This window comes from Methylovorus sp. MM2, from assembly GCF_001648895.1.
Lineage (GTDB): Bacteria > Pseudomonadota > Gammaproteobacteria > Burkholderiales > Methylophilaceae > MM1.
Genome location: NZ_LXUF01000016.1, coordinates 134,590 through 157,156, shown reverse-complemented (window position 1 = coordinate 157,156; position 22,567 = coordinate 134,590). Strand labels below are relative to the sequence as shown.

Annotated in this window: 21 protein-coding genes; 6 read left to right on the top strand and 15 right to left on the bottom strand. The window is 45.6% G+C overall.

Features of this window, described 5'->3' with window-relative positions:
- From cheY to flhD, 15 genes are all read right to left on the bottom strand, one after another.
- The gene (gene cheY / locus A7981_RS11340) at nt 1-399 is read right to left on the bottom strand and encodes a chemotaxis response regulator CheY (protein ID WP_067268256.1); all 399 of its coding nucleotides are present in this window, start codon (nt 397-399) and stop codon (nt 1-3) included.
- A gap of 149 nt (nt 400-548) precedes the next feature.
- On the bottom strand, nt 549-1,625 hold the full coding sequence (locus A7981_RS11335; protein WP_067268254.1) for a chemotaxis response regulator protein-glutamate methylesterase: 1,077 nt from the start codon (nt 1,623-1,625) through the stop codon (nt 549-551).
- A 44-nt stretch (nt 1,626-1,669) separates the two neighbouring features.
- Entirely contained in the window at nt 1,670-2,278 is a 609-nt protein-coding gene (gene cheD, locus A7981_RS11330; RefSeq protein WP_067268252.1) for a chemoreceptor glutamine deamidase CheD, read from the bottom strand.
- Nucleotides 2,279-2,280: 2 nt separating this feature from the next.
- A complete protein-coding gene (locus A7981_RS11325) occupies nt 2,281-3,156 on the bottom strand; it encodes a CheR family methyltransferase (RefSeq protein ID WP_067268249.1) in 876 nt (291 codons plus the stop codon).
- A gap of 95 nt (nt 3,157-3,251) precedes the next feature.
- On the bottom strand, nt 3,252-5,030 hold the full coding sequence (locus tag A7981_RS12310) for a PAS domain-containing methyl-accepting chemotaxis protein (RefSeq protein WP_067268247.1): 1,779 nt from the start codon (nt 5,028-5,030) through the stop codon (nt 3,252-3,254).
- Between the two features lie 150 nt (nt 5,031-5,180).
- Nucleotides 5,181-6,806 carry a methyl-accepting chemotaxis protein gene (locus tag A7981_RS12385; RefSeq protein ID WP_217234103.1) on the bottom strand — a complete coding sequence of 542 codons (1,626 nt, stop codon included), beginning with the start codon at nt 6,804-6,806 and terminating at the stop codon, nt 5,181-5,183.
- A gap of 90 nt (nt 6,807-6,896) precedes the next feature.
- Nucleotides 6,897-7,361: a chemotaxis protein CheW gene (locus A7981_RS11310; RefSeq protein ID WP_067268362.1), complete on the bottom strand. Its 465-nt coding sequence runs from the start codon at nt 7,359-7,361 to the stop codon at nt 6,897-6,899.
- A gap of 66 nt (nt 7,362-7,427) precedes the next feature.
- Nucleotides 7,428-9,596, bottom strand: a complete 2,169-nt coding sequence (gene cheA / locus A7981_RS11305) for a chemotaxis protein CheA (RefSeq protein ID WP_067268245.1) — start codon at nt 9,594-9,596, stop codon at nt 7,428-7,430.
- Nucleotides 9,597-9,681: 85 nt separating this feature from the next.
- A complete protein-coding gene (locus A7981_RS11300) occupies nt 9,682-10,047 on the bottom strand; it encodes a response regulator (RefSeq protein WP_067268242.1) in 366 nt (121 codons plus the stop codon).
- Between the two features lie 66 nt (nt 10,048-10,113).
- Nucleotides 10,114-10,662, bottom strand: a complete 549-nt coding sequence (locus tag A7981_RS11295) for a chemotaxis protein (protein ID WP_067268240.1) — start codon at nt 10,660-10,662, stop codon at nt 10,114-10,116.
- Nucleotides 10,663-10,729: 67 nt separating this feature from the next.
- Nucleotides 10,730-11,659: a flagellar motor protein MotB gene (gene motB / locus A7981_RS11290; RefSeq protein ID WP_067268238.1), complete on the bottom strand. Its 930-nt coding sequence runs from the start codon at nt 11,657-11,659 to the stop codon at nt 10,730-10,732.
- A 29-nt stretch (nt 11,660-11,688) separates the two neighbouring features.
- A complete protein-coding gene (gene motA / locus A7981_RS11285) occupies nt 11,689-12,549 on the bottom strand; it encodes a flagellar motor stator protein MotA (RefSeq protein ID WP_067268236.1) in 861 nt (286 codons plus the stop codon).
- A gap of 201 nt (nt 12,550-12,750) precedes the next feature.
- Nucleotides 12,751-13,545 (bottom strand): class I SAM-dependent methyltransferase, encoded by a 795-nt coding sequence (locus A7981_RS11280; RefSeq protein WP_254258565.1) that lies wholly within the window; start codon nt 13,543-13,545, stop codon nt 12,751-12,753.
- A gap of 92 nt (nt 13,546-13,637) precedes the next feature.
- Nucleotides 13,638-14,195: a flagellar transcriptional regulator FlhC gene (gene flhC, locus A7981_RS11275; RefSeq protein WP_067268234.1), complete on the bottom strand. Its 558-nt coding sequence runs from the start codon at nt 14,193-14,195 to the stop codon at nt 13,638-13,640.
- A 39-nt stretch (nt 14,196-14,234) separates the two neighbouring features.
- A complete protein-coding gene (gene flhD / locus A7981_RS11270; protein ID WP_067268231.1) occupies nt 14,235-14,549 on the bottom strand; it encodes a flagellar transcriptional regulator FlhD in 315 nt (104 codons plus the stop codon).
- 905 nt (nt 14,550-15,454) lie between these two features.
- On the opposite strand from flhD, the gene flhB reads away from it, so the two are divergent.
- Genes flhB through A7981_RS11240 form a run of 6 tightly spaced genes read left to right on the top strand, consistent with a single transcriptional unit; the run spans nt 15,455 to nt 22,567 of the window.
- On the top strand, nt 15,455-16,624 hold the full coding sequence (flhB, locus tag A7981_RS11265; protein WP_067268229.1) for a flagellar biosynthesis protein FlhB: 1,170 nt from the start codon (nt 15,455-15,457) through the stop codon (nt 16,622-16,624).
- Nucleotides 16,621-18,702 (top strand): flagellar biosynthesis protein FlhA, encoded by a 2,082-nt coding sequence (gene flhA, locus A7981_RS11260; RefSeq protein ID WP_067268227.1) that lies wholly within the window; start codon nt 16,621-16,623, stop codon nt 18,700-18,702. The genes flhB and flhA overlap by 4 nt, the downstream gene beginning before the upstream one ends.
- Entirely contained in the window at nt 18,699-20,252 is a 1,554-nt protein-coding gene (gene flhF, locus A7981_RS11255) for a flagellar biosynthesis protein FlhF (RefSeq protein WP_067268225.1), read from the top strand. The genes flhA and flhF overlap by 4 nt, the downstream gene beginning before the upstream one ends.
- A complete protein-coding gene (locus A7981_RS11250; protein ID WP_067268223.1) occupies nt 20,245-21,069 on the top strand; it encodes a MotR in 825 nt (274 codons plus the stop codon). The genes flhF and A7981_RS11250 overlap by 8 nt, the downstream gene beginning before the upstream one ends.
- 38 nt (nt 21,070-21,107) lie before the next feature.
- On the top strand, nt 21,108-21,845 hold the full coding sequence (locus A7981_RS11245; RefSeq protein WP_067268221.1) for an RNA polymerase sigma factor FliA: 738 nt from the start codon (nt 21,108-21,110) through the stop codon (nt 21,843-21,845).
- Nucleotides 21,827-22,567 (top strand): flagellar motor protein, encoded by a 741-nt coding sequence (locus A7981_RS11240; RefSeq protein WP_067268218.1) that lies wholly within the window; start codon nt 21,827-21,829, stop codon nt 22,565-22,567. Before A7981_RS11245 ends, A7981_RS11240 begins: the two co-directional genes overlap by 19 nt.

The window sequence follows — 22,567 nt, the reverse complement described above, 5'->3', positions numbered from 1 at the left end:
TCAGGCGCCTGCTTTTCCCAGCTTTTCAAATATCTTCGATAATTTCTCGTCTAAGGTGGCTGCAGTAAATGGTTTGACCACATAGCCGTTCGCGCCTGCTTGCGCCGCTGCGATAATGTTTTCTTTTTTCGCTTCTGCAGTCACCATCAATACGGGCAATGCGGATAACACCGGGTCAGCACGAATGGTCTGCAACATGGTGAGGCCATCCATATTCGGCATATTCCAGTCTGAGATCACAAAATCGAAGCTGCCCGCGCGAAGCTTACTCAATGCCATCACGCCATCTTCAGCTTCATCGACATTGGAATAACCCAACTCTTTCAGCAGATTTCTTACAATCCTGCGCATAGTGGAGAAATCATCAACCACTAAAAATTTAGTATCAGGACTTGCCATCTATTACTCCATCTCAAATATCAATTTATCTTAAATTACTGCGTCATTTGAATCAATGATAGCTTACATACTTAATCTATCTAGTAGTTCAGCCATCTAGCAATATCAAAAACTTTTAGCAAACGCTATGGCTCACATACAACATAACATTAAACACGAAGAGATCTAGTGCCATGTTCGGCCAGATGCCGTAGCACTCTTCCCGGCAGCTCTTGTATCGGGCCAACATCATCGACCCCACCTGCTGCAATTGCCTCGCGTGGCATACCAAATACCACACAGCTTGCTTCATCCTGTGCAAAATTATAGGCACCGGCCTGCTTCATCTTAAGCATTCCCGCTGCACCGTCCTTGCCCATACCGGTCAAGATAACACCGACACAGTTCTTGCCGCCATAAGTAGCAGCCGACTCAAACAATACATCGACTGATGGCCTGTGTCGATTCACAGGTTCGCTCTGCTCAAGTTTGGTGACATAATTTGCGCCACTACGATTGAGTAATAGATGTGAATCTCCACCAGGCGCGATATAGGCATGCCCTGGAAGAATACGCTCTCCCCCGTGTGCTTCATTGACGGATATCTTGCATAAAGAGTCGAGCCGTTTAGCAAACGATTGCGTAAAACCTGCCGGCATATGCTGGGTGATTAAAATGCCGGGGCAATCTGATGGCATTTGTACTAGGAACGCCTTAATTGCCTCAGTACCGCCAGTCGATGCGCCAACAATAATCAACTTCTCACTACTAATAAGATTATTACCCACCGCTGGCAATATGTTCGGGCTTGCATCTGCTGTCTTGCTAGGGAGTGTCCGTGCCCATATTTTTGCTTGTGAAGCTGTGCGGATTTTGTAAGCAATGAGCTCGCTATACTCACGCATACCTTCGGCAATGGCGAGTTTGGGTTTGGCCAAGAAATCGACAGCGCCTAATTCCAAGGCTTTCATGGTGATCTCAGACCCTCGTTCTGTCAGCGTCGATACCATGACGACAGGCATAGGACGCAAGCGCATCAGCCGCTCGAGAAAATCCAAACCATCCATACGCGGCATTTCAACATCCAGCGTCAATACATCAGGATTAGTCTGCTTGATCATTTCCCGTGCAATGATAGGATCGGGCGCGGCACCGACCACTTCCATATCGGGCTGTTCCCTGATGATTTCGGTCAGAAGACTTCTGATTAAGGCTGAGTCATCAACAATTAAAACCTTGATTGTCATTGCGTGATCTTTCTTATTTTTTCTTGTTTATGACATCACAGTATTTAAAATAACTCAACATCACCAGCCACCGTATTGGTCTGCAATTTGTCTGCGTAACTCTTTTCACGCTGCACAACGGTGTAGTTATTCATCTGTTTGAGTTTTTTAACCAGTACCCTACCCGTTTTTGGGAAAAAATACACTTTGCGCGGGTAAACATCATTCAAATCTTCACCCATGACCCGTATATTTTCGTTTTTAAGGTATTTACGCACGAATTGTGCATTTTTTTCACCTACGTTAATCGCAGTAAAACCTTGCAATACATTACCGCCGCCAAATATCTTGGCTTCAAGGTTCTCACGCCGTGCGCCGCCTTTGAGTAATTGGTTGATCAAGATTTCCATGGCATAAGTACCATAACGCATGGATTCTGAAACCACGCTATCAGGGTCGACTCCACCATCTGGCAACATAAAATGATTCATGCCGCCAATGCCGGATATCTTGTCACGAATACAAGCCGAGACACAGGAGCCAAGTACCGTGACAATCACCATATCTTTATCCGTAGTGTAATACTCGCCAGGCAATATCTTGGCCGCTTCGCAATTGAATGTCTTATCGAAATAAAGATTGGTAGCGAATTGTTCTTCGATGGAGGTAGCCATGGCTATTTCTTCCCATCTTTATTAATGGGTACACGTTTCAAACCTGCGGCACCCTCGAAATTCAACTCATACACCGTTTTTCCGCGTAGCTTGAATGCATCGGTCACATACAAGAAATTCTCTGAATGTCCTGCAAACAAAAGGCCATCCGGCTTCATCAACGGAGCGAATTTTTTCAAAATGACCGATTGCGTTGGCTTATCGAAATAGATCATCACATTTCGACAAAAGATCACGTCAAAAGGTCCACTGACTGGCCAGCCATTACTAAGCAGATTCAATGGCTTGAAAGTGATCAGCTTGCGAAGTTCATCGCGGACGCGCACCATGCCATCATTCGCGCCACTGCCTTTTAAAAAGAATTTTTTTAGTCGTTCAGGAGATAATTTCTCGACACGATCGAATGGATAGACTCCGCTAGCTGCAGTAGCAAGCACATTGGTATCTATGTCGGTTGCAATGATCTCAACGGGGGGAGTTAATGTGCCGAAAGCCTCACATACCGTCATGGCGATCGTATAAGGCTCTTCACCGGTAGAGCTGGCCGAACACCATATGGAAATCGGCGCTTTAGCCTTTTTCACATGTTCAGCCAAAATAGGAAAGTGATGAGACTCTCTAAAAAATGAAGTCAGGTTCGTGGTTAATGCATTCGTGAATGCCTCCCACTCTGTCTCGTCTTTAGATGACTCCAGATAATCGAGATACGCTTGAAAACTGGCAATACCGGTTGCACGCAACCTGCGCGCAAGCCTGCTGTAGACCATCTCATGCTTTGTATCCGCTAAGGCAATACCTGCTGCCTGATAGATGATCTTCTGCACACGAGAAAAATCGTGTTTATTGAACTCAAACTCTTTATTGCCGCCAGCACTCATACTATCCAAGCATTCTCTAAAAACTTACTGATTTGGCGCACATTAAACATCTCGCTATAAAGGCATCTTCATAGATGCCATTTACAGATTAACGTTTAAAACTCTTCCCAGTCGTCCCCAGAGATATCCGTGTTCATTACCTTTTGTGAGCTCGACGGCGCACTTGGTAATTGTTTTGCTGTTGGTTTTGGCGAAGCTACCGGTTTCTTAAGTGCCGGCTTAGCAGGGCTTGTCACTGTATTGAGTTTAGGAGAAGCTGTTGCTCGAGCTTCTGTCGGTGCAGCCTTTGGTGTTGGAGCGGATTTCATTGCTGGTGCGCCAGCAATCTTGAATACACTGACAGCTTGCTCGAGATGCTCAGCATCTTCTTTGAGCGCTTCAGCAGCAGCAGCGGCTTGTTCAACAAGTGCGGCATTGCGCTGAGTGACTTCATCCATTTCGGCCACAGCCCGATTAACTTGATCAATGCCAGAACTTTGTTCACTAGAAGCGGCGGATATCTCGCCCATAATATCGGTTACACCGTTTACAGACGCAACGATCTCACTCATGGTCTTACCGGCTTGGTCCACTAGACTCACACCAGCCTCGACACGCTCTACAGAGTCTGTAATCAAGCCTTTGATCTCTTTTGCCGCTGCCGCTGATCGATGTGCAAGATTGCGCACTTCAGAAGCCACAACAGCAAAACCACGACCTTGCTCACCTGCCCGTGCAGCCTCAACTGCTGCGTTCAAGGCAAGAATGTTGGTTTGGAATGCAATGCCATCAATCACACCAATAATATCGGCGATCTTTTTGGCAGACTCACTGATCGAATCCATCTTGGTCATCACTTCATTGATGACCGTACCCCCCTTAGAGGCAACACTTGAGGCCGAGATCACAAGTTGATTAGCCTGACGTGCATTATCCGCATTCTGCTTAACGGTAGATGCAAGTTCTTCCATAGAGCTTGCTGTTTCCTGCAAGGAGCTGGCTTGCGACTCGGTGCGCGCAGAAAGATCACTATTCCCATTGGCGATCTCACTCACACCGACATTGATGCGATCTACATTGCTACGCACATCAGAGACGATTGAAACCAGATTCACGTTCATCTGGTTCAAGGCACGAAGCAACTGGCCTGTCTCATCATTTTTTGCATTGCTGACTTTGCTGGAAAGATCACCGCTTGCAATCGCATTGGCGATAGTCGTGGCTTCTTTCAATGGCTCAATGACAGTTTTACCAAGAGATACCGACAACGCAATAGCAACAGCGACAGCAATCGCCGCGCTCACCAGCACATATATCGTACCAAACTGATATACGGAAGCAGCTACCGTGATCAGCATAGCTAGCACAACCACCAGAGTAGAAGCCGTAATTCGTGTTTTCAAAGTCATATTAAATACCCTAGCTATTTTAGAAAAAATATCAGTTTTTAGTACTTCTCCATGGCGGAGCTCTAATCCATGGTGCTTGCTTTCGCGCAACTTGGCATAAATCCCTGTTGCATCTGTAATCTGTTTGGCGGTGGGTTTCGTCCTCACAGACATGTAACCGATCACCGCACCTTGTTCTCTAATGGGGGTTGCATTTGCCAACACCCAATAATAATCGCCATTCTTGCGCCGGTTTTTCACCATCCCTGTCCATGGCAAACCTAACTTCAAGGTTCGCCACATGTCAGCAAAAGCTTCCACAGGCATCTCAGGATGTCGCACGATATTCTGTGGGGCACCGATCAACTCCTCGACACTGAATCCACTTGCTATGATGAATTCCTGATTCACATAACTGATATTGCCTTGTAAATCAGTCATGGAAACAATGGAGTCACCTGGTTCTAATACATACTCGACATTCGTTACTGGCATATTCAAGCGCATGTTGATATCTCCTCAGATTTACCATGTGGTCTATTGCCGCATTGGTAATAACATTGCAAACTTTAATCCGGCCTGCTTAACTTAATCTTGTATAACACCTACCTGATATAGCCCACTCCTGAAATATCGTTGTAATTTCCTGAAAAACTATTAGCTCATTTTAAACACACTGACAGTCGCAGAAAGCTTATGTGCTTGATCTTCTAGGCTTTCAGCAGCAGCAGCGGCTTGTTCTACTAACGCAGCGTTTTGTTGCGTCATTTCATCCATCTGCACAACCGCTAGATTCACTTGTTCGATGCCAGAGCTTTGCTCTTGACTTGCAGAGGTGATCTCACCCATGATATCGGCAACACGTTTAACCGAAGTCACGATGTCATGCATCGTGGCGCCAGCCTCATCTACCAATCGGTTACCCAACTCAACCTTCTCGACTGAATCACCAATCAGGCCTTTAATCTCTTTAGCAGCCGCAGCAGAACGTTGTGCGAGGTTACGCACTTCTGATGCTACAACAGCGAAACCACGGCCTTGCTCACCCGCACGTGCTGCCTCGACAGCAGCATTCAAGGCAAGAATATTGGTTTGGAACGCAATACCATCAATCACACCAATGATATCGACGATCTTGCGGGAGCTATCTTTAATTGAGCCCATGGTATCAACCACCTGACTCACAACGTCACCGCCTTTGACCGCAGATTCAGAAGCACTGATGACCAACTGATTCGCCTGACGTGCATTGTCGGCATTCTGACGAACTGTCGAGGTTAACTCCTCCATAGAGCTTGCTGTCTCTTCAAGGCTTGAGGCTTGGGATTCAGTACGTGAAGACAAATCAGAGTTACCACTGGCAATCTCGCTCGTTGCAACCAACATCGCATCGCTACTAATACGCACCTCGCCCACCAGTTGACGTAGCTCCTCTGTCATATTACGGATACCAACCAACAAACGCCCTGGTTCATCCTGAGCATTAGAATCGATCATATCGATCAGGTCATTACTACGTTTAGCAAGATCACCACGCTCAACACGGCTAACCACGCGGATTGCATAATTGATAGGTTCAATAATCGAAACATTGATAACACGGGCAAATACAAGGCCAAGCAATACTGAGATAACCAAAATAATGATCATGGTGCGTACACCACCATGCGTTGCTTTTGAGTCATCCGCGGCAGTGACTTGCATTCTTTCATACACGGTATCATTAAGTTTCTGGATAGCATCAAGATATGCCAGTTTTTTAGGGTTAAGCTCTTTCTCCAGAACCTCTCCTAAGATTCTCTCATTCTGAGCCACCAATTCCGGTGAAACTTTGTCGGCAAGCGTCGCATCCTTTATGCTAAAAGCCGTCTCTCGTGACTTTCTATAGGCAACACGCTTAGCTGCAATATCTTCCAGAAAAGGCTTATATTCATCACCTTGCGTTATCGCTTCTAATTGTTTCTCAACGTCGTTGATCTTGGCTGTTACTGCAGATATCTCGTTACGGTAGAAGTCTTCGTATCTTGCATCCCTATTATTGAAGTAGGCTGTATTATTCACAGCATTTACCTCAGCCAAGTGATGCCACTTTGCGACAAGCAGCTGTTTCTCGAACTCATCTTTCACGATGGTATCGGTTCTTTTACTACTCGCATGCAATAGTGAGATGCTGACCACTCCCATCAACACAGTCAGTGCGATGACCACACCGAAACCAATCACTAATCTGCGAGTGATTTTTTGGTTGTACATAAAGTTGATCAGTGGGTTAAGTATCTTCATATCATCCTCAATTTAAGTATATTTTGCGATTTGTCTGGCGTTATCAGCCCAGCGACATCACATATTTATTGGTATTGGTGCTTTTTATTTTTAACTCGTTAACTGCTCTATCAATCCGATCTCCGAGCTCGACATCAACTTATCAATATCGATCAGAATCAGCATTCTGTCATCTAGGGTTCCTAATCCAATAAGATAGGCTGCATTCAATACCGACCCCATTTCAGGTGCTGGCTTGATCTGGCTCGGTGCAAGTGTTGTCACATCTGAAACGCTATCTACCACCATTCCCATCACACGGCCATTGATATTCAGAATGATGACAACCGTAAAGTCATCATAAGTCGGGTTGCCAAGGTTAAAACGAATGCGCATATCGACAATCGGAATGATGATGCCGCGCAGATTGATCACACCTTTAATATAATCTGGAGAGTTGGCAATACGCGTAACACTTTCGTAACCGCGGATTTCCTGTACTTTCAGAATCTCGATACCGTACTCTTCATTCCCTAAAGTAAATGCGAGAAACTCATTGCTATCGCGCGCGCTCATGGATTGCAACTGGTTATCAGACGACTGCTCTTTAGTTGCCTCTAGCATAAAAATACCCTTTCAATTTCAATGTGTTGCAGTATCAGCATGTAACTGACGACTGGAACGTAAGAGGTTGGAAACGTCAAGAATTAACGACACACTGCCATCTCCAAGGATGGTGGCGCCGGAGACTCCTGCGACTTTGCGATAATTGGATTCGAGATTCTTCACTACTACCTGTTGCTGCCCAACTAGACCATCTACAAACAATGCAGCTTTTCGGTCTTCAACCTGCAATACGACGAGAATACCTTTTGAAGGATCTGTGTATTTAGGTTCGATATTGAACATCTGGTGCAATGGGATAATAGGCACATAATCATCCCGCACCTTGACGACGCTGCCTTGACCTGAGATTTCCTTAATATCGGCACTTTCAGGCTGCAAAGATTCGATCACGTAACTTAATGGCAGGATGTAGACCTCTGAGCCGACACTAATCGACATGCCATCGAGAATAGCCAGCGTTAACGGTAGCGCGATTCTGATGGTAGTACCAAACCCCTCAGCAGACCTGATATCAACAGAGCCACCCATGGCGGTGATATTCCGCTTCACAACATCCATACCAACACCGCGACCCGAAACATCTGTCACTGCTTCAGCGGTAGAGAAGCCAGGAGCAAAGATCAGTTGCCATACCTCAGCATCGGGCATGGTATCTGTCACAGGCAAGCCGGAACTTTTAGCTTTGTTCAGGATGCGTTCACGATTCAGCCCACCACCATCATCACTGACCTCAATGATGATATTACCGCCTTGATGGTTTGCAGATAATGCCAAACGCCCGGCTTCACTTTTACCAGCAGCAAGACGAACATCAGGCTTTTCAATACCATGGTCAATACTGTTACGTACTAGGTGCGTCAATGGGTCAACGATACGCTCGATCAACCCTTTATCTAGCTCCGTTGATGCGCCATCCGTGACAAATTCGATTTTCTTGCCAAGCTTGGTCGCCAGATCACGCACCATGCGTGGGAAACGTGAGAAGACATAATCCATCGGCATCATACGGATAGACATTACGGCCTCTTGCAGGTCGCGCGTATTCCGGGTGAGTTGATTGACACTATTCAACAAACGCTCATCCAGCACATGGTCAACAGCACCGATTCTTTGTTCGATCATCGCCTGCGTAATGACCAACTCACCCACTAGGTTGATTAATTGATCCACTTTTTCAATACCGACACGAATCGAAGTCGTTTCAGCACTCGCCACTGGTTTAGGTGCTTCACGTTTAGGTGCTGCTGACTTTTCAACGCTCGCCTCTACCTGTGTGGCAGCAGGTTTTGCTTCTGTTGTGCTATCACTCGGGACAACATCCGCAATCGCCGCTTTATTTTCGAGAGGCTCGAAGAATCCGAAGCCCTCATCTTGAGTCTCGGCAGCGACGGGAGCTATAGCAACAGGCTCGAAAAACCCAAAACCATCATCGTCATCTACATTTGTAGATGCTTTCGCTACAGCTTGATCTACCGTTTGTTCGGTGATGATCAGGTCATCAGGATCAAGCACAAAAGAACAGATGGCCACGATATCATCGGCACCCTCTTCGGTAATCAGAGTCAGTGAGACTTTATTCTCTGCGTCATTCACACGCGTCACATCGCCCAACAAACTAAGCTCGTCGGCCAGATTGCTCACATCTTTTTCAGATAATTCCGGCAGTACGATAACAAACTTCTTGCTGCCTTCAGGGATTGCTACAGCAGGTTGCATAACTTCTGCTACAGGGGCAGGTGCCGCAACAATTGGGGCTGCTTTCGCTACAACAGGTGCAGCAACAGCGGGACTAGTCCCCTTTTCCGAGAGAAGTTGAAGCTTTGCCTTCATCTCAGAAACAACGTCCTCGTCTACTTTTCCACCAGAACGGTGACCATCGACCTGCATCTTGATAATGTCTTTTGCTTCAAGAAAAGCATCGACATGTTCCATGGTCAATGCCATCTCATTCTTACGGATCTTATCTAGCAAGTTCTCAAGGACATGCGTGATTTCAGTCATGTCAGTCATGCCAAAGGTAGCCGCACCGCCCTTTATAGAATGGGCAGCACGAAAAATCGCATTCAGGTCTTCAGGATCAGGATTTTCTATGTCCAACGCCATCAACAGGCGCTCAGCCTCGGCCAGCAGTTCGTCAGATTCATCGAAGAAAACTTCGTAGAATTGACTCATATCAATTGTCATGGCACTCCTCCATTACTTTTATCAGCTGAGTAGATAACGTTATATCCATCATGTTATTCACAGCTATTCTTATAATTCCCTGCACTCAACCAATTACTTTTTTTACTACATCGATCAATCTCTTAGGATCAAAAGGCTTAACCAGCCAGCCAGTAGCCCCGGCAGCTCGACCCTGCGCTTTCATTTCATCACTGGACTCAGTTGTTAACATCAAAATAGGAACAGTTTTATAAGTATCCAGCGCACGAAGACTCTTAATCAGTGTCAGGCCATCCATATTCGGCATGTTCTGGTCGGTAAGCACAAGGTCAACAATCTGGTCTTTAGCCTTATTCAATCCATCCTGTCCATCCACAGCCTCAATTACCTGATAACCCGCGGCATTGAGACTAAAAGCCACCATCTGTCTCAGTGATCCAGAGTCATCTACAGCTAGAATTGTTTTTGCCATTTTTCCATCCTGCTCTTTTTAATAATTAGGGCTTTTGGCCCCTTAAGATTTTATTGCTTATATTTTTTAAAATAGCTCAATATCACCACTATGCATATCCTGCTGTTGCACTGCTTGCCTTAGGCCACCGGCCAATTCTCCACTTTTAGTACTTAAACTCTTATTCATTGCCTCAAGCAGCTTGGCAACATCCTCATGATTACCATCCGTATTCATCACATCGCCATAAGCTTCCAAGGCGGCCAGTAAATCTCTAAGCCCTACTACGCGCTTAACAGTACGCGCAATCAGTTGACTTGTCATATCCTGAAATTGCAGGCCAGTCACCGCCGCATCTACTTCTTCGGCTATTTTTTGACGATACTTTAGGACTTTCTCTGACTCAATCTCGGATAGTCTTTTTGAAGCCAGCATCAGGTCGAGCTCATTTTGCTGCGCTACGACTGCACCATGAATCGCCATAAAGCTTGAACCAAGCTTTTCTATAGCCTCCGTCAGCAACAATGTAGTTTGGACAAGATCAGCTTCAACCTCAACAAGATGCTGTTTGCCATTTTTGGCGAGTCCTTGCAAAAGTCTGCGCAATTCATCCATTGGTAGTGTGCTTAGCGCCATGACATCTCCATCCACGCAAAAATCGAATCTGCTGAATGTAAGGCAAGATTGAGGCCAACAACTACTTTCATCGCGCATTCACCGTTGATTCAATATCTGGCAGAGCCTCATTAGCTGAAACATCAAGAGATGCATCGTCCTTGATCACATCTTCTTCAGTTTTCTTATTCATAATAATGATACTGATCCGCCGATTGACAGGGTTTGTCGGGCTCTCTTTATCAAATAAAACGGCGGAAGCAAGGCCGACCACGCGCAACAGTTTCTCTTCCTCCATACCACCGGAGATCAGTTCGCGTCTTGAGGCATTTGCACGGTCAGAGGAAAGCTCCCAGTTACTGTAACCCTTATCACCTGTCGGGTAGGGCACAGCATCCGTATGACCGGATAAGCTGATCTTATTCGGCACCCCATTCAACATTTGGCCAATCTCATGCAATATCTGTTTGGCATACGGCTGCAATTCGGCCTTTGATGATGCGAACATCGGGCGATTTTGCTCATCTACGATTTGAATACGTAAGCCTTCAGTCGTAATATCGAGTAACAATTGATTCTTGAATTTAGTTAATGTGGGGCTAGCCTCGATGGCCTCTTGAATGCGCTTTTTCAGCGCTCTTAAGCGCTCTGCCTCAGCCTTTTCAACGGCTTCTTGCGCAGTTTTGATGTCGGGTTTCTTCTTGCCTTCAGGCAAAGTGACCTGACGTGTCTGGCCTTGCGTCTTGGTGATATCAAGACCACCGCCTTTAAGTACAGAGTCACTCGCGCCAGCACCAGAGCCACCTTGCATCGCCACTTTCAATGGGGTTTTAAAATACTCTGAGATACCTTCAAGATCCCCTTTTGCGGTAGACCCAAGCAACCACATCAATAAGAAGAATGCCATCATCGCCGTGACGAAGTCAGCATATGCGATCTTCCAAGCACCGCCATGGTGGCCGCCCGCAACCTTTTTGATGCGTTTTACAATTATCGGCCTGCCGGAATCATCAGCCATTGTTGCCCTCGCCTAATGAATTACCGGATTTATCTTGATTTAGCTTGTTTGACATGGTCTTCCAATTCACTAAATCCAGGACGCTCAGTTGAGTAAAGCACCTTACGCCCAAACTCCACAGCAATAGCTGGGGCATAGCCATTCAAACTGGCCAAAATGGTCGTCTTTACTGTTTGGAACATTTTGGTAGACTCATCCAGCTTTTGCTCAAGCAGACCTGAAAGCGGACCTACAAAGCCATATGCAAGAAGAATCCCAAGAAAAGTACCAACCAAGGCGTGAGCAATCAACATACCTAATTCAGAAGGAGGAATACCAACAGATTCCATCGTGTGGACAACACCCATCACAGCTGCGACGATACCAAAGGCAGGCAAACCATCGCCTATTTTCGCAATACAGTGTGCGGGGATAAGGCCTTCGTGGTGATGCGTATCGATTTCATTATCCATCAGATTTTCAATCTGGAAGGCATCCATGCTGCCTGAGATCATCAAACGCAGATAATCGGTAATGAATTCGATCAAGTGGTGATCGGCGAGTATTTCGGGATATTTGCTAAAAATGGCACTGTTCTCGGGATTCTCTACCTCATCCTCGATCGACATCAGGCCGTCTTTACGTACTTTACTTAGAATCTCAAAGAGTAGCGCGAGTAAATCCATGTAGCGCTGTTTGTTGTATTTGGACCCCTTAAGCAATGAAGGGAGAGATTTAAGTGTAGCCTTGATTGATTTTCCGTCATTCCCGACGAAAAATGCACCTAAAGCCCCACCACCAATCATTAATAACTCTAGTGGTTGAAATAATGCTGCAAGATGGCCCCCAGCCAATGCAAATCCACCAAACACACTGCCTACAACAATGACATACCCGACAATGACTAGCACTTGATAAGCTCCGAGTTATTAGAAATTTTTAATTTCCGGATTTATTGGATATGGAGCCGATAATATCAACTAAATAAAAATTCAATCGTTGAAATAAACGCATATTTTCTGTTTATATTTTATTTAGCATATTCATCGGCAATATTAGGTAAAACTAAAGGTCTTGCTGAGAATAAATATAAACCCTTAATCGCTGTAATGCTATAGCTTCCAGACATAAATCATGGGTGCCCTTTCATTCGTTTTTATCTCGAAACTAGGTGTTATTCCAGCAATATCAAACTCATAACTGATTAAGAGCGTTTCTTTACGCATTTCTTTACTCGCTTTTTCCCATAATTTAGGCATGGCTGCGGGAGATAAATAAGCAAATACAACATCAAATTTGCTGAAATCCAATGACTCGTAATCTCCCAATTTAAAAATTGCAGGAGAATGTCTTAACCAGCCACGCACCTTGCTTACAAGCCAAGGCAATGGTGCAATTTCTATGCCGAGGAATCGGCTTTCAGGTCTTGAGGCAGCAAGATGCATCAATAAATCGCCAATACCGCTTCCGATATCCACCATATCAATCACTTGGCTTTTTGGCAGCAGCTTATCCACTTCGCGCCAGACGATGGGGCGTGATGGATAAAACGGTACTTGCGTACGAAATGTGCTCCAAAAAAGACCAGCGCTGATCAAAAATCCCCATAGATAAACACTATTTGGAATGGCCCAAAAAGAGAGAAGAAAAACAGAGAATGGAAAAATAAAATGTATATATCTCCACCACACCGCCATTTGCAATAAATAAGACATGCCTGCAGATAATATGGCCTGCAATAGCACAATCTCGGTAATGGAGAATCTAAAACCAAAGGCTAGATCAAGCGCTTTAGCAAGAATAAATACAAGCGCCAGAGATAGGCATTGAATAAATAATGCAACCAATGATGGTGCGATACGTTTTTTCTGAATGAACTGCAGTAATACAATGATCGGATATTTCAAATCAATCTTCCAGAAAACAAAAATCCCTTGCTCGACTCTATTTTTACAGAGCCTGATACAAGGGATCGCTTTTAGTGTGAATCATTAGTGCATTATGCCGTCATTTCCAACGCAACATAAGAGAGCTCTTTTGCCTTTTTAGTTTTACCTGCACGCGAAGGCACATGGCAAAGGTTGCAGTAATAATCACTGTTCAGATCATAGGCATTCACAACGAACTGACCGCCGCAACATTTACACGCATGCATTTTCAACATTTTGCTTTCAACAAAACGGACTAGTGTCCATGCGCGTGTCAGCGACAACACATGTTCATCTTCAGGCTCTGCCTCAACTTGTTGCAGGTAAAGCTTGTAAGCTTTCATGATCGCCACAATACCTTTTACTTCCGCATTTTCAAGCAGGAACTTGTAGATATTAAGAAAGATCGAGGAATGGATATTAGGTTGCCAAGTCAAGAACCAGTCTGTAGAGAATGGCAACATACCTTTTGGTGGCGAAACACCTTTCAGCTCTTTGTAAAGTTTGATCAAACGCTCACGAGATAAATTAGTTTGCGATTCCAGCAATTGCAGTCGCGAACCCAGGTTGATCAACTGTATAGCCAATTGAATCTGTTCGGCTTCGTTTACTACACTCTTTTTATCCATGATGTTTCCCCAATCCTTACGTTTAGTAGCGTTGCTTAATTAAGCAACAGCTGCAGATTGCCCTGCCATCAAAATAGCGGCGTGAGCATTTGCAAGAGAACGTTCTTTTGTATAGCTAGTCAACATTCCCAAGATAGCGCTATCTTCAAAGCGGAATCTTGCAAGCATCATGTTGGAGCTGCTTAATTTAAGAAGTTGAGCATTGCTTAGGTGTTCTAGTAGATCAGCAATATCTTTGCTGAGACCTAAACGGAAGATTGCTGAAGCTTTATCAGCACGGATCATTTGTTGAGCAAGCATCAAGTAGCTCAGGTTGGCATCCTTGATATCGGACATGATTTCATTTTCAGTCATTTCGAGTACCTCACTTTGAAACGTTATAAATGTGCAGCGCGTGAGGCGTACTTTGAACTTCTGTAAACAAAGTAAATACTGGGAGATGTCTGTATTTTTTGTAAGACGGGCAGGCAAATAGCAATACAGTGTTTGTCTTACAAACACTGTAGAGTGGCTTAGAATATGGTTTACACGAGCGAAAATAAACCAGAGGCTGGTTTATTAAATTGCTAAACAGCGTAATATTTTTTGTTATCGGATGAAAAACAAAAAACTTTAGGCTTGTTTTAACATTTTTTTAAAAAAATTAAATCTTTTTAAAAAGTCCTTTGCGATCGTTTGTTATTACCGCTTTAAACAACACTAATTATTCTAGTTACAAAAGTACACGCACTGCACATCCATAACCTTCAAACTAGTTATCGGCCGACTTTGGGGAAACTTGAGGGTTTTTCTTAAATATTTTAAAAAATATTTATTGCCCTTAAATTTGACCTAACTTACTGCCCAAAATTTAACGCGAAAACTTTAAAGCTAACAACTTTACTGAAGATCGTAAAAATACACGCACTGCACATTTACAACCTTCAAATTAGTTATCGGTCACGATTTAGAAAACTTTAGGGATATTTTTAAAATAAATTGAAAATATTTGCATATATTTAATAAGCAATTGTTTTATATACCAATAAATTTATAAACTATTTTCAAAAATACACTAAATTGCTTAATTTTTAATCAAAAAATCTAGTTTCGTTAAGCTTACGGAAAAAGAAAGGATGGCTTTCACCCTTTTATTCCCCAGATTCAACCTCCCCAAATCGCTGAATAATTGCCACATCCAATAACGGTATGAATTTATAAAACTGTAGTGAATTAAATACTCAGTGGATTAAATATAGTGGACTCGATCTGGAAGAATCATGGCTGAAGATAGCGATCTAGAAAAAACGGAACAGGCGACGCCCAAGCGCATCTCGAAAGCGCGTGAGGAAGGTGACGTTCCGCGCTCTAGAGAGCTGATCACTTGCGTCATGCTTTTATCCGCTGGTTTAGGCTTGCTAGCCATGGGCAGTACGTTTAGCAGCGCACTTAAACAAAACCTGATCTCTGGCCTGCAATTTGAACGTGCAGCCGCATTCGACCCTACCTTGCTACTGATGAAGATATCAGATGCTATATATGCCCTACTTATAGATTTCGCGCCACTTGCACTATTACTCTTTGTAGTCGCTATTGCTGCCCCTGCACTCATTGGCGGTTGGAATGTGAGCGAGAAAGCATTCATCCCTCAGTTTGGCCGCATGAATCCGATCAAGGGTATCAGCAACATGTTCTCCAAGAACTCCTTAGTCGAGCTGGTGAAAGCGATTGCAAAAACATTATTAGTGGGTGTTGTGTCTTGCATCGTGGTTTCAAATGATATCGGTGCGATATTGCAACTATCTCTTCAACCTTTGCATACCGGCATCTCACAAGTCAATGACTTGATGCTTAAAGGTTTCCTTTTTATCGTCGGCGCGCTGGTCATCATCGCCGCGATTGATGTGCCTTACCAACTCAAACACTACGCTGACAAGTTGAAGATGACGAAAGAGGAAATCAAGCAGGAATCCAAGGAAAGCGAAGGCAATCCACAGATCAAGGCGCGTATCCGTCAACAGCAACGTGAAATTGCAAGACGCCGCATGATGTCCGAGATACCTAAAGCTGATGTCGTAATCACCAACCCTACCCACTATGCAGTCGCCATTAAATATAAAGAAGATGGCTTTGGAGCGCCAAGAGTAGTTGCCAAGGGTGCTGATGTCATGGCGCTGAAGATTCGTGAGATCGCAGGCGAACACAATATCCCGACACTTGAGATTCCAAAACTGGCACGCGCTTTATTTGCACATACCGAATTGGGAGATGAGATTCCTCAAGCACTTTACTCCGCAGTCGCTGAGGTTCTGGCTTATGTATTCCAGATGCGTATCTTCAAGAAACAAGGCGGCTTCCGCCCTGTTGTGCCAGAGACCGTACCAGTCCCTGATGAATTAGATCCTCATATCGTTGAGGCTAATCAATTACCTAAGGCGATCACACCATGAACGCACTGAGTTTTTCTAACTGGGCCAACACTGCTAACGGGCGCGCTATTGCGGCGCCGCTGATCATCGTTCTCTTACTGGCGATGATCATCTTGCCATTACCGGCGATCATGCTGGATGCACTGTTCAGTTTTAATATCGCACTCTCTATATTAGTGTTGCTGATTGGTCTTAATACTTCCAAACCGCTGGACTTCCTAGCATTTCCGACGATTCTTCTTGTGACGACAATGTTGCGTCTATCCCTCAACGTGGCATCTACACGTGTGGTGTTGACGGAAGGTCACTCAGGCCCAGATTCCGCAGGCAAGGTGATCGAGGCATTTGGCCACTTTCTGATTGGAGGGAACTACGCGGTTGGTATCGTGGTATTCATTATATTGACGATCATCAATTTTATTGTGGTGACCAAAGGTGCAGGTCGTATCGCTGAAGTGGGCGCGCGCTTTACCTTGGATGCGATGCCAGGCAAGCAAATGGCAATCGATGCTGACCTGAATGCAGGTTTGATCGGTGAAGAGGACGCGCGCAAACGCCGTAGCGAGATCGGTCAGGAAGCAGAGTTTTATGGGGCAATGGATGGTGCCAGTAAATATGTACGCGGTGATGCAGTCGCTGGCATTCTGGTCACAATCATCAACGTGATTGGCGGCTTGATCGTTGGCGTGCTTCAACATGACATGGCATTTGCAGATGCAGTGAAGAACTACACCTTATTAGCGATTGGCGATGGCTTGGTCGCACAGATACCATCCCTCATCATCTCTGTCGCTGCTGGTGTAGTGGTATCACGCGTAGCCAATGACCAAGATATCGGTACACAGTTAGTGACTCAGTTGTTCTCTAATCCAAAAGCCATTTTCGTCACTGGTGCGATCATTGGCGGCATGGGCTTGATCCCCGGCATGCCTCACTTTGCATTCCTGCTGCTCTCCATACTAATGATCGGTCTTGGGTATTTTATTGCAGCACAGAAAAAAGCGGCTGAAACACCAGAAGCGCCTGAACAAACCGAAATCGTTGCTGAGCCTGAAGAGGCAAGCTGGAACGATGTCGTGCCAGTGGATGTGATTGGCCTTGAAGTTGGCTATCGCTTGATTCCCCTAGTGGATAAGGCACAGGGTGGCGAGCTTTTAAAACGCATCAAGGGCCTGCGCAAGAAATTTGCACAAGAGGTTGGCTTTTTATCCCCTACCGTACATATCCGTGACAACTTGGAACTCAAACCATCTGCTTATCGCATCACCCTTAAAGGGGTAGAGATCGCTAGCGGTGAGTCTCATCAAGGCCAATTTCTTGCGATCAACCCTGGCATGGTGAGCGGCACATTACCAGGTGCAGCTACTACAGATCCTGCTTTTGGATTACCTGCCATCTGGGTGGATTCTGGCCTTCGTGACCAAGCGCAGGGTATGGGTTATACCGTGGTCGATGCAGGTACAGTCATCGCCACGCATCTTAACCATATCATCACGACCAATGCTGCTGAGCTATTAGGCCGTCAAGAAGTGCAACAGTTGCTGGATCATGTGGGCAAAGAATCACCAAAACTGATCGAAGATCTAGTGCCCAAGATGTTGTCACTCTCCACCATCCAGAAAGTATTACAGAACCTGCTGATGGAAGGTGTACATATCCGTGACATGCGCACTATTGTCGAAACACTGGCTGAGCATGCCTCTCACACGCAAGACGCCAATGATCTTACTGCTTTAGTGCGGGTTCAGTTAGGCCGTGCCATTGTGCAGCAGCTGTTCCCGATGAGTAACGAGCTTTCAGTCATGGCATTGGATAACAACCTTGAACGCTTATTGCTACAAGCGATGCAAAGCAATAATGCAACTGGCGCTGCTATCGAACCCGGCTTGGCTGAGACATTAGCCAGGCAGACAGAGGTAGCATCAAGAAAACAAGAGCAAATGGGCATGACCCCAGTGTTACTGGTACCAGCCCAATTACGAGCAGCCCTTTCCAAGTTTTTACGTCGTGCAATCCCACATCTTCGTGTGCTTTCGCATGAAGAACTCCCTGATTCAAAAACTATCCGCGTTACTAGCCTTATTGGAGGTCAAGCATGAACATCAAACGATTTTTCGCTAAAAACTCACGTGAAGCATTGAGCATGGTGCGTAAGGAGCTCGGCGCTGAAGCCGTGATCCTGTCTAACCGCACAGTCAGTGGGGGGATCGAGATTCTGGCATTCAAGGAAGAAGACATTGAAGCCCTGATCAACGATGAGGATACGGATACGAAGATGTCTCCTGATTATCTTGATTCATTGGAGGAGGATGACTCATTCCTCTCATTCGTGAGCAAGAACCACCGGTTGGAAACGTCTTTGGCTTCATCTAAGTTTGAAGCGCCGGAATTTGAAGCGCCTGAAGCTCCAGAAGCAGAATTCAACAATGAAGCCCAGTTTATGCCTGAGCCAGTAAAAAGGATCATGGCCAAGCCAAGCGTCATCACATCTAACCGCACTGTTAGCCGCGCTGTTGCCCACACTGTGACAGCAACACCATCCAAGCTGAATACAGTACAGGCGAGCGCACAGAAACAATTAGCCGAAAAGCCTGCTCCAGCTCCCGTGGTAAAAGCAGAACCGGCTGCCCCGGTAGCTGTATCTCAAGAGCTTAGCATTCCCGAGCTTGGTGCAAAACAAATCGCCAGCATGATGGGCGAAATCCGCACCATGCGTAATGCCATCGAGTCTCAATTGACTGAAATGGCTTGGAACAATACGCAAAAACGTGATCCAGTAAAATCTATCATGCTGGGTACCCTGCTTAGTGGCGGCTATAGCCCTGCCCTCTCAAGACAGCTCGCAGAAAGTATGCCTGCCAACCTTTCACAAAAAGAAGGTATGAACTGGATGCAGGCGATTATCGAGAAGAATCTGCTAACAATGCCTGATGAAAACGAGATTCTGGATCAAGGCGGCATATTCACGCTGATCGGCCCAACCGGTGTTGGCAAGACAACAACAACAGCCAAGCTGGCTGCGCGCTTCGTCATGAAGCATGGTGCAAACAAACTGGGGCTCATCACGACAGATGCTTATCGTATCGGTGGACATGAACAGCTACGTATCTACGGAAAAATCCTTGGTGTGATGGTGCATGCAGTCAAAGACGAAGCTGATCTGAAGATCGCGCTGGAAGAGCTTAAAGGCAAACACACTATCTTGATCGATACAGTAGGTGTCAGCCAACGTGATCGTATGGTGTCCGAACAGATCGCCATGCTTTCAAGCACCGACAAAAAGATCAAAAAGCTTTTATGCCTGAATGCGACGAATACCAGCGAGACTTTAACTGATGTCATCAATGCCTATAAAGGTAAAGGGCTTGACGGTTGCATCATGACAAAACTGGATGAAGCAGCAATCATTGGTAATGTACTTGATGTTGTGATCCGTGAAAAACTAAAAGTTTATTATGTAGCCAATGGTCAACGCGTGCCTGAGGATCTACACCTTGCGAACAAAAAGGTATTGGTTCACCGTACCCTGAAACTGAGCAAACAACGTAATAATCCATTCCAGATGCGCAACGACGAGCTGCCATTTCTCATGGGTGCCACCCACAATATGGCAGGTGCCCCAGCGTTAGCAGGAGTCGACCATGCCTAATTTCCATAAGGATCAGGCCTATGGGTTGCGCCGTATCATGGCAAAACCCAAGCCTCGTATCGTCTCTGTCATCTCAGCCTCGCCAACCTCTTCTACAGCGACAAAAGAACAAACACGCCTCATCACCAATCTTGCTGCCTCTATAGGCTATGAAGGCAATGAAGTACTAATCGTCGCAGCACATGATTCTCGCGAAGCAGTATTTCAATATGGCATGGATGCCCTGCCTTCATTGGTAGACGTGGTTTATCAGCGCATATCTCTGGATTATGTCATCAGAAGGTCTGAGCATGGGTACGCGATAGCCAAACTATCGCACAAAGTGCGCGGCAATATGTCGGTCAATGACATGATCAAGCCAGAGCTAAATCGCGTATTTACACGCCTTGCCAATCAATATGAAATGGTACTGGTCGATGTAGCACTTAACAGCGATAACACATTACCGCTTGAAACGCTCAATGATAATGAGATCGTGATTCAGCTGACTCGCGACCCAGAATCCATCAAGCAGGCTTATATGATCATTAAGCAGGTTGCCAGCAAAATCGGTAATCGGCCTTTTGGAATTCTGGTCAGCGATGCGACTGAATCACAGTCAGAAGTGGTTTTCCGTAATATTTCCCATGTGGCAAAACACTTTTTACAAATCGAACTAGAGTTTCTTGGTACTATTCCATCTGACGAGCATATTGGCCGCGCGGCCAAGCTGGGACGGGCTGTTATAGAGGCTTTTCCTATGGCAAATGCTTCAAAAGCATTCCAAACTTTAGCGAAACGGCTTGATTACAAACAAGAGTTGTCTACAATTGTCTAGTAAGGACTCTTCAGTTAGCAAAGTGAATGATATAAGTTATGTACACGGCAAGTGGAAAATCCGACCAGAAAGATGAGTTGCTCACGCAACACGCGCAACTCGTCAAAAAACTGGCATATCAGCTTAAAGCTAAACTACCACCCAGCGTGGAGATCGATGACCTCATTCAGGCCGGCATGATGGGACTGCTGGATGCCGTGAATCGGTATGAAGACAGCCATGGTGCGCAGTTCGAGACTTATGCAGCACAAAGAATTCGTGGTGCGATGATAGATGAGCTGCGTAGTGCGGATTGGCTGCCACGTAGTGTGCGCAAGAATATGCGTGACGTTGAGACTGCCATCAACCAGCTTGAACAATCTTTAGGTCGGCCACCTACTGAAGGCGAAGTCGCCAAACAACTCAATCTCCCACTAGATGAATATTACGACATGCTAGGTGACTGTAGTGGTCACCAGCTACTGCATTATGAAGACTTTAGCGATTCATCAGAAAATGGCGATCATTTCCTGGATCGATTCTTGCAAGATGCCAAGGGTGATCCCATGCAGGGAATGCTTTCAGCAGCATTCAAAGATGCACTGATAGAAGCGATCGATGACCTGCCAGAGCGCGAGAAGATTTTAATGGGCTTGTACTACGAACAAGAATTAAACTTAAAAGAGATTGGTGCCGTGATGAATGTTTCAGAGTCGCGCGTATGCCAGTTACACAGCCAAGCAATCGCAAGACTACGCGCTAATATGAAAGAGCAATCATGGACTGGGGCAGCTTAACCGGCATTATCATTGCCATTGTAGGGATTTTAGGCGGGCAGGCATTAGAAGGTGGTCATATTAGTTCGCTGGTCCAACCAGCCGCTTTTATCATCGTCATATTGGGCACTTTTGGTGCAGTGCTGCTTCAAACGCCACCATCGAGCTTTGTCATGGGAGTCAAGATGCTTGGCCTTGTCTTTTCTCCGCCTGCCGATGACAGAAAAGCGCTCGCCAAACGTATCATGATATGGAGCAATGTCGCGAGAAAAGACGGCATCTTCAAGCTGGAAGCTAACCTCAATGCAGAAAAAGACCCTTTCGTAAAAAAAGGGTTGCGCCTCATGATCGATGGTATCGCACCGGAAAAAGTACGTGAGATATGCAGTATTGATATGTATTTTCACGAAACCCAAAGACGTAATGCCGCAAAGATATGGGATGCCGCTGGCGGTTATGCGCCTACTATCGGTATTTTGGGTGCGGTACTGGGGCTGATTCACGTGATGGAAAACTTATCTGACCCAACCAAGCTAGGTAGCGGTATCGCTGTAGCATTCGTGGCAACCATCTACGGCGTTGGCCTGGCTAATCTAGTTTTTCTACCCATTGGCAACAAATTGAAAGCCATCATCCAACTGGAAGGCGTCCGGCGTGAAATGTTGCTAAATGCCTGGGTCTCGATCTTGAACGGCGATCACCCCAGAATCGTCGAAGAGCGGTTGCAGGGTTACTTGCGTTAA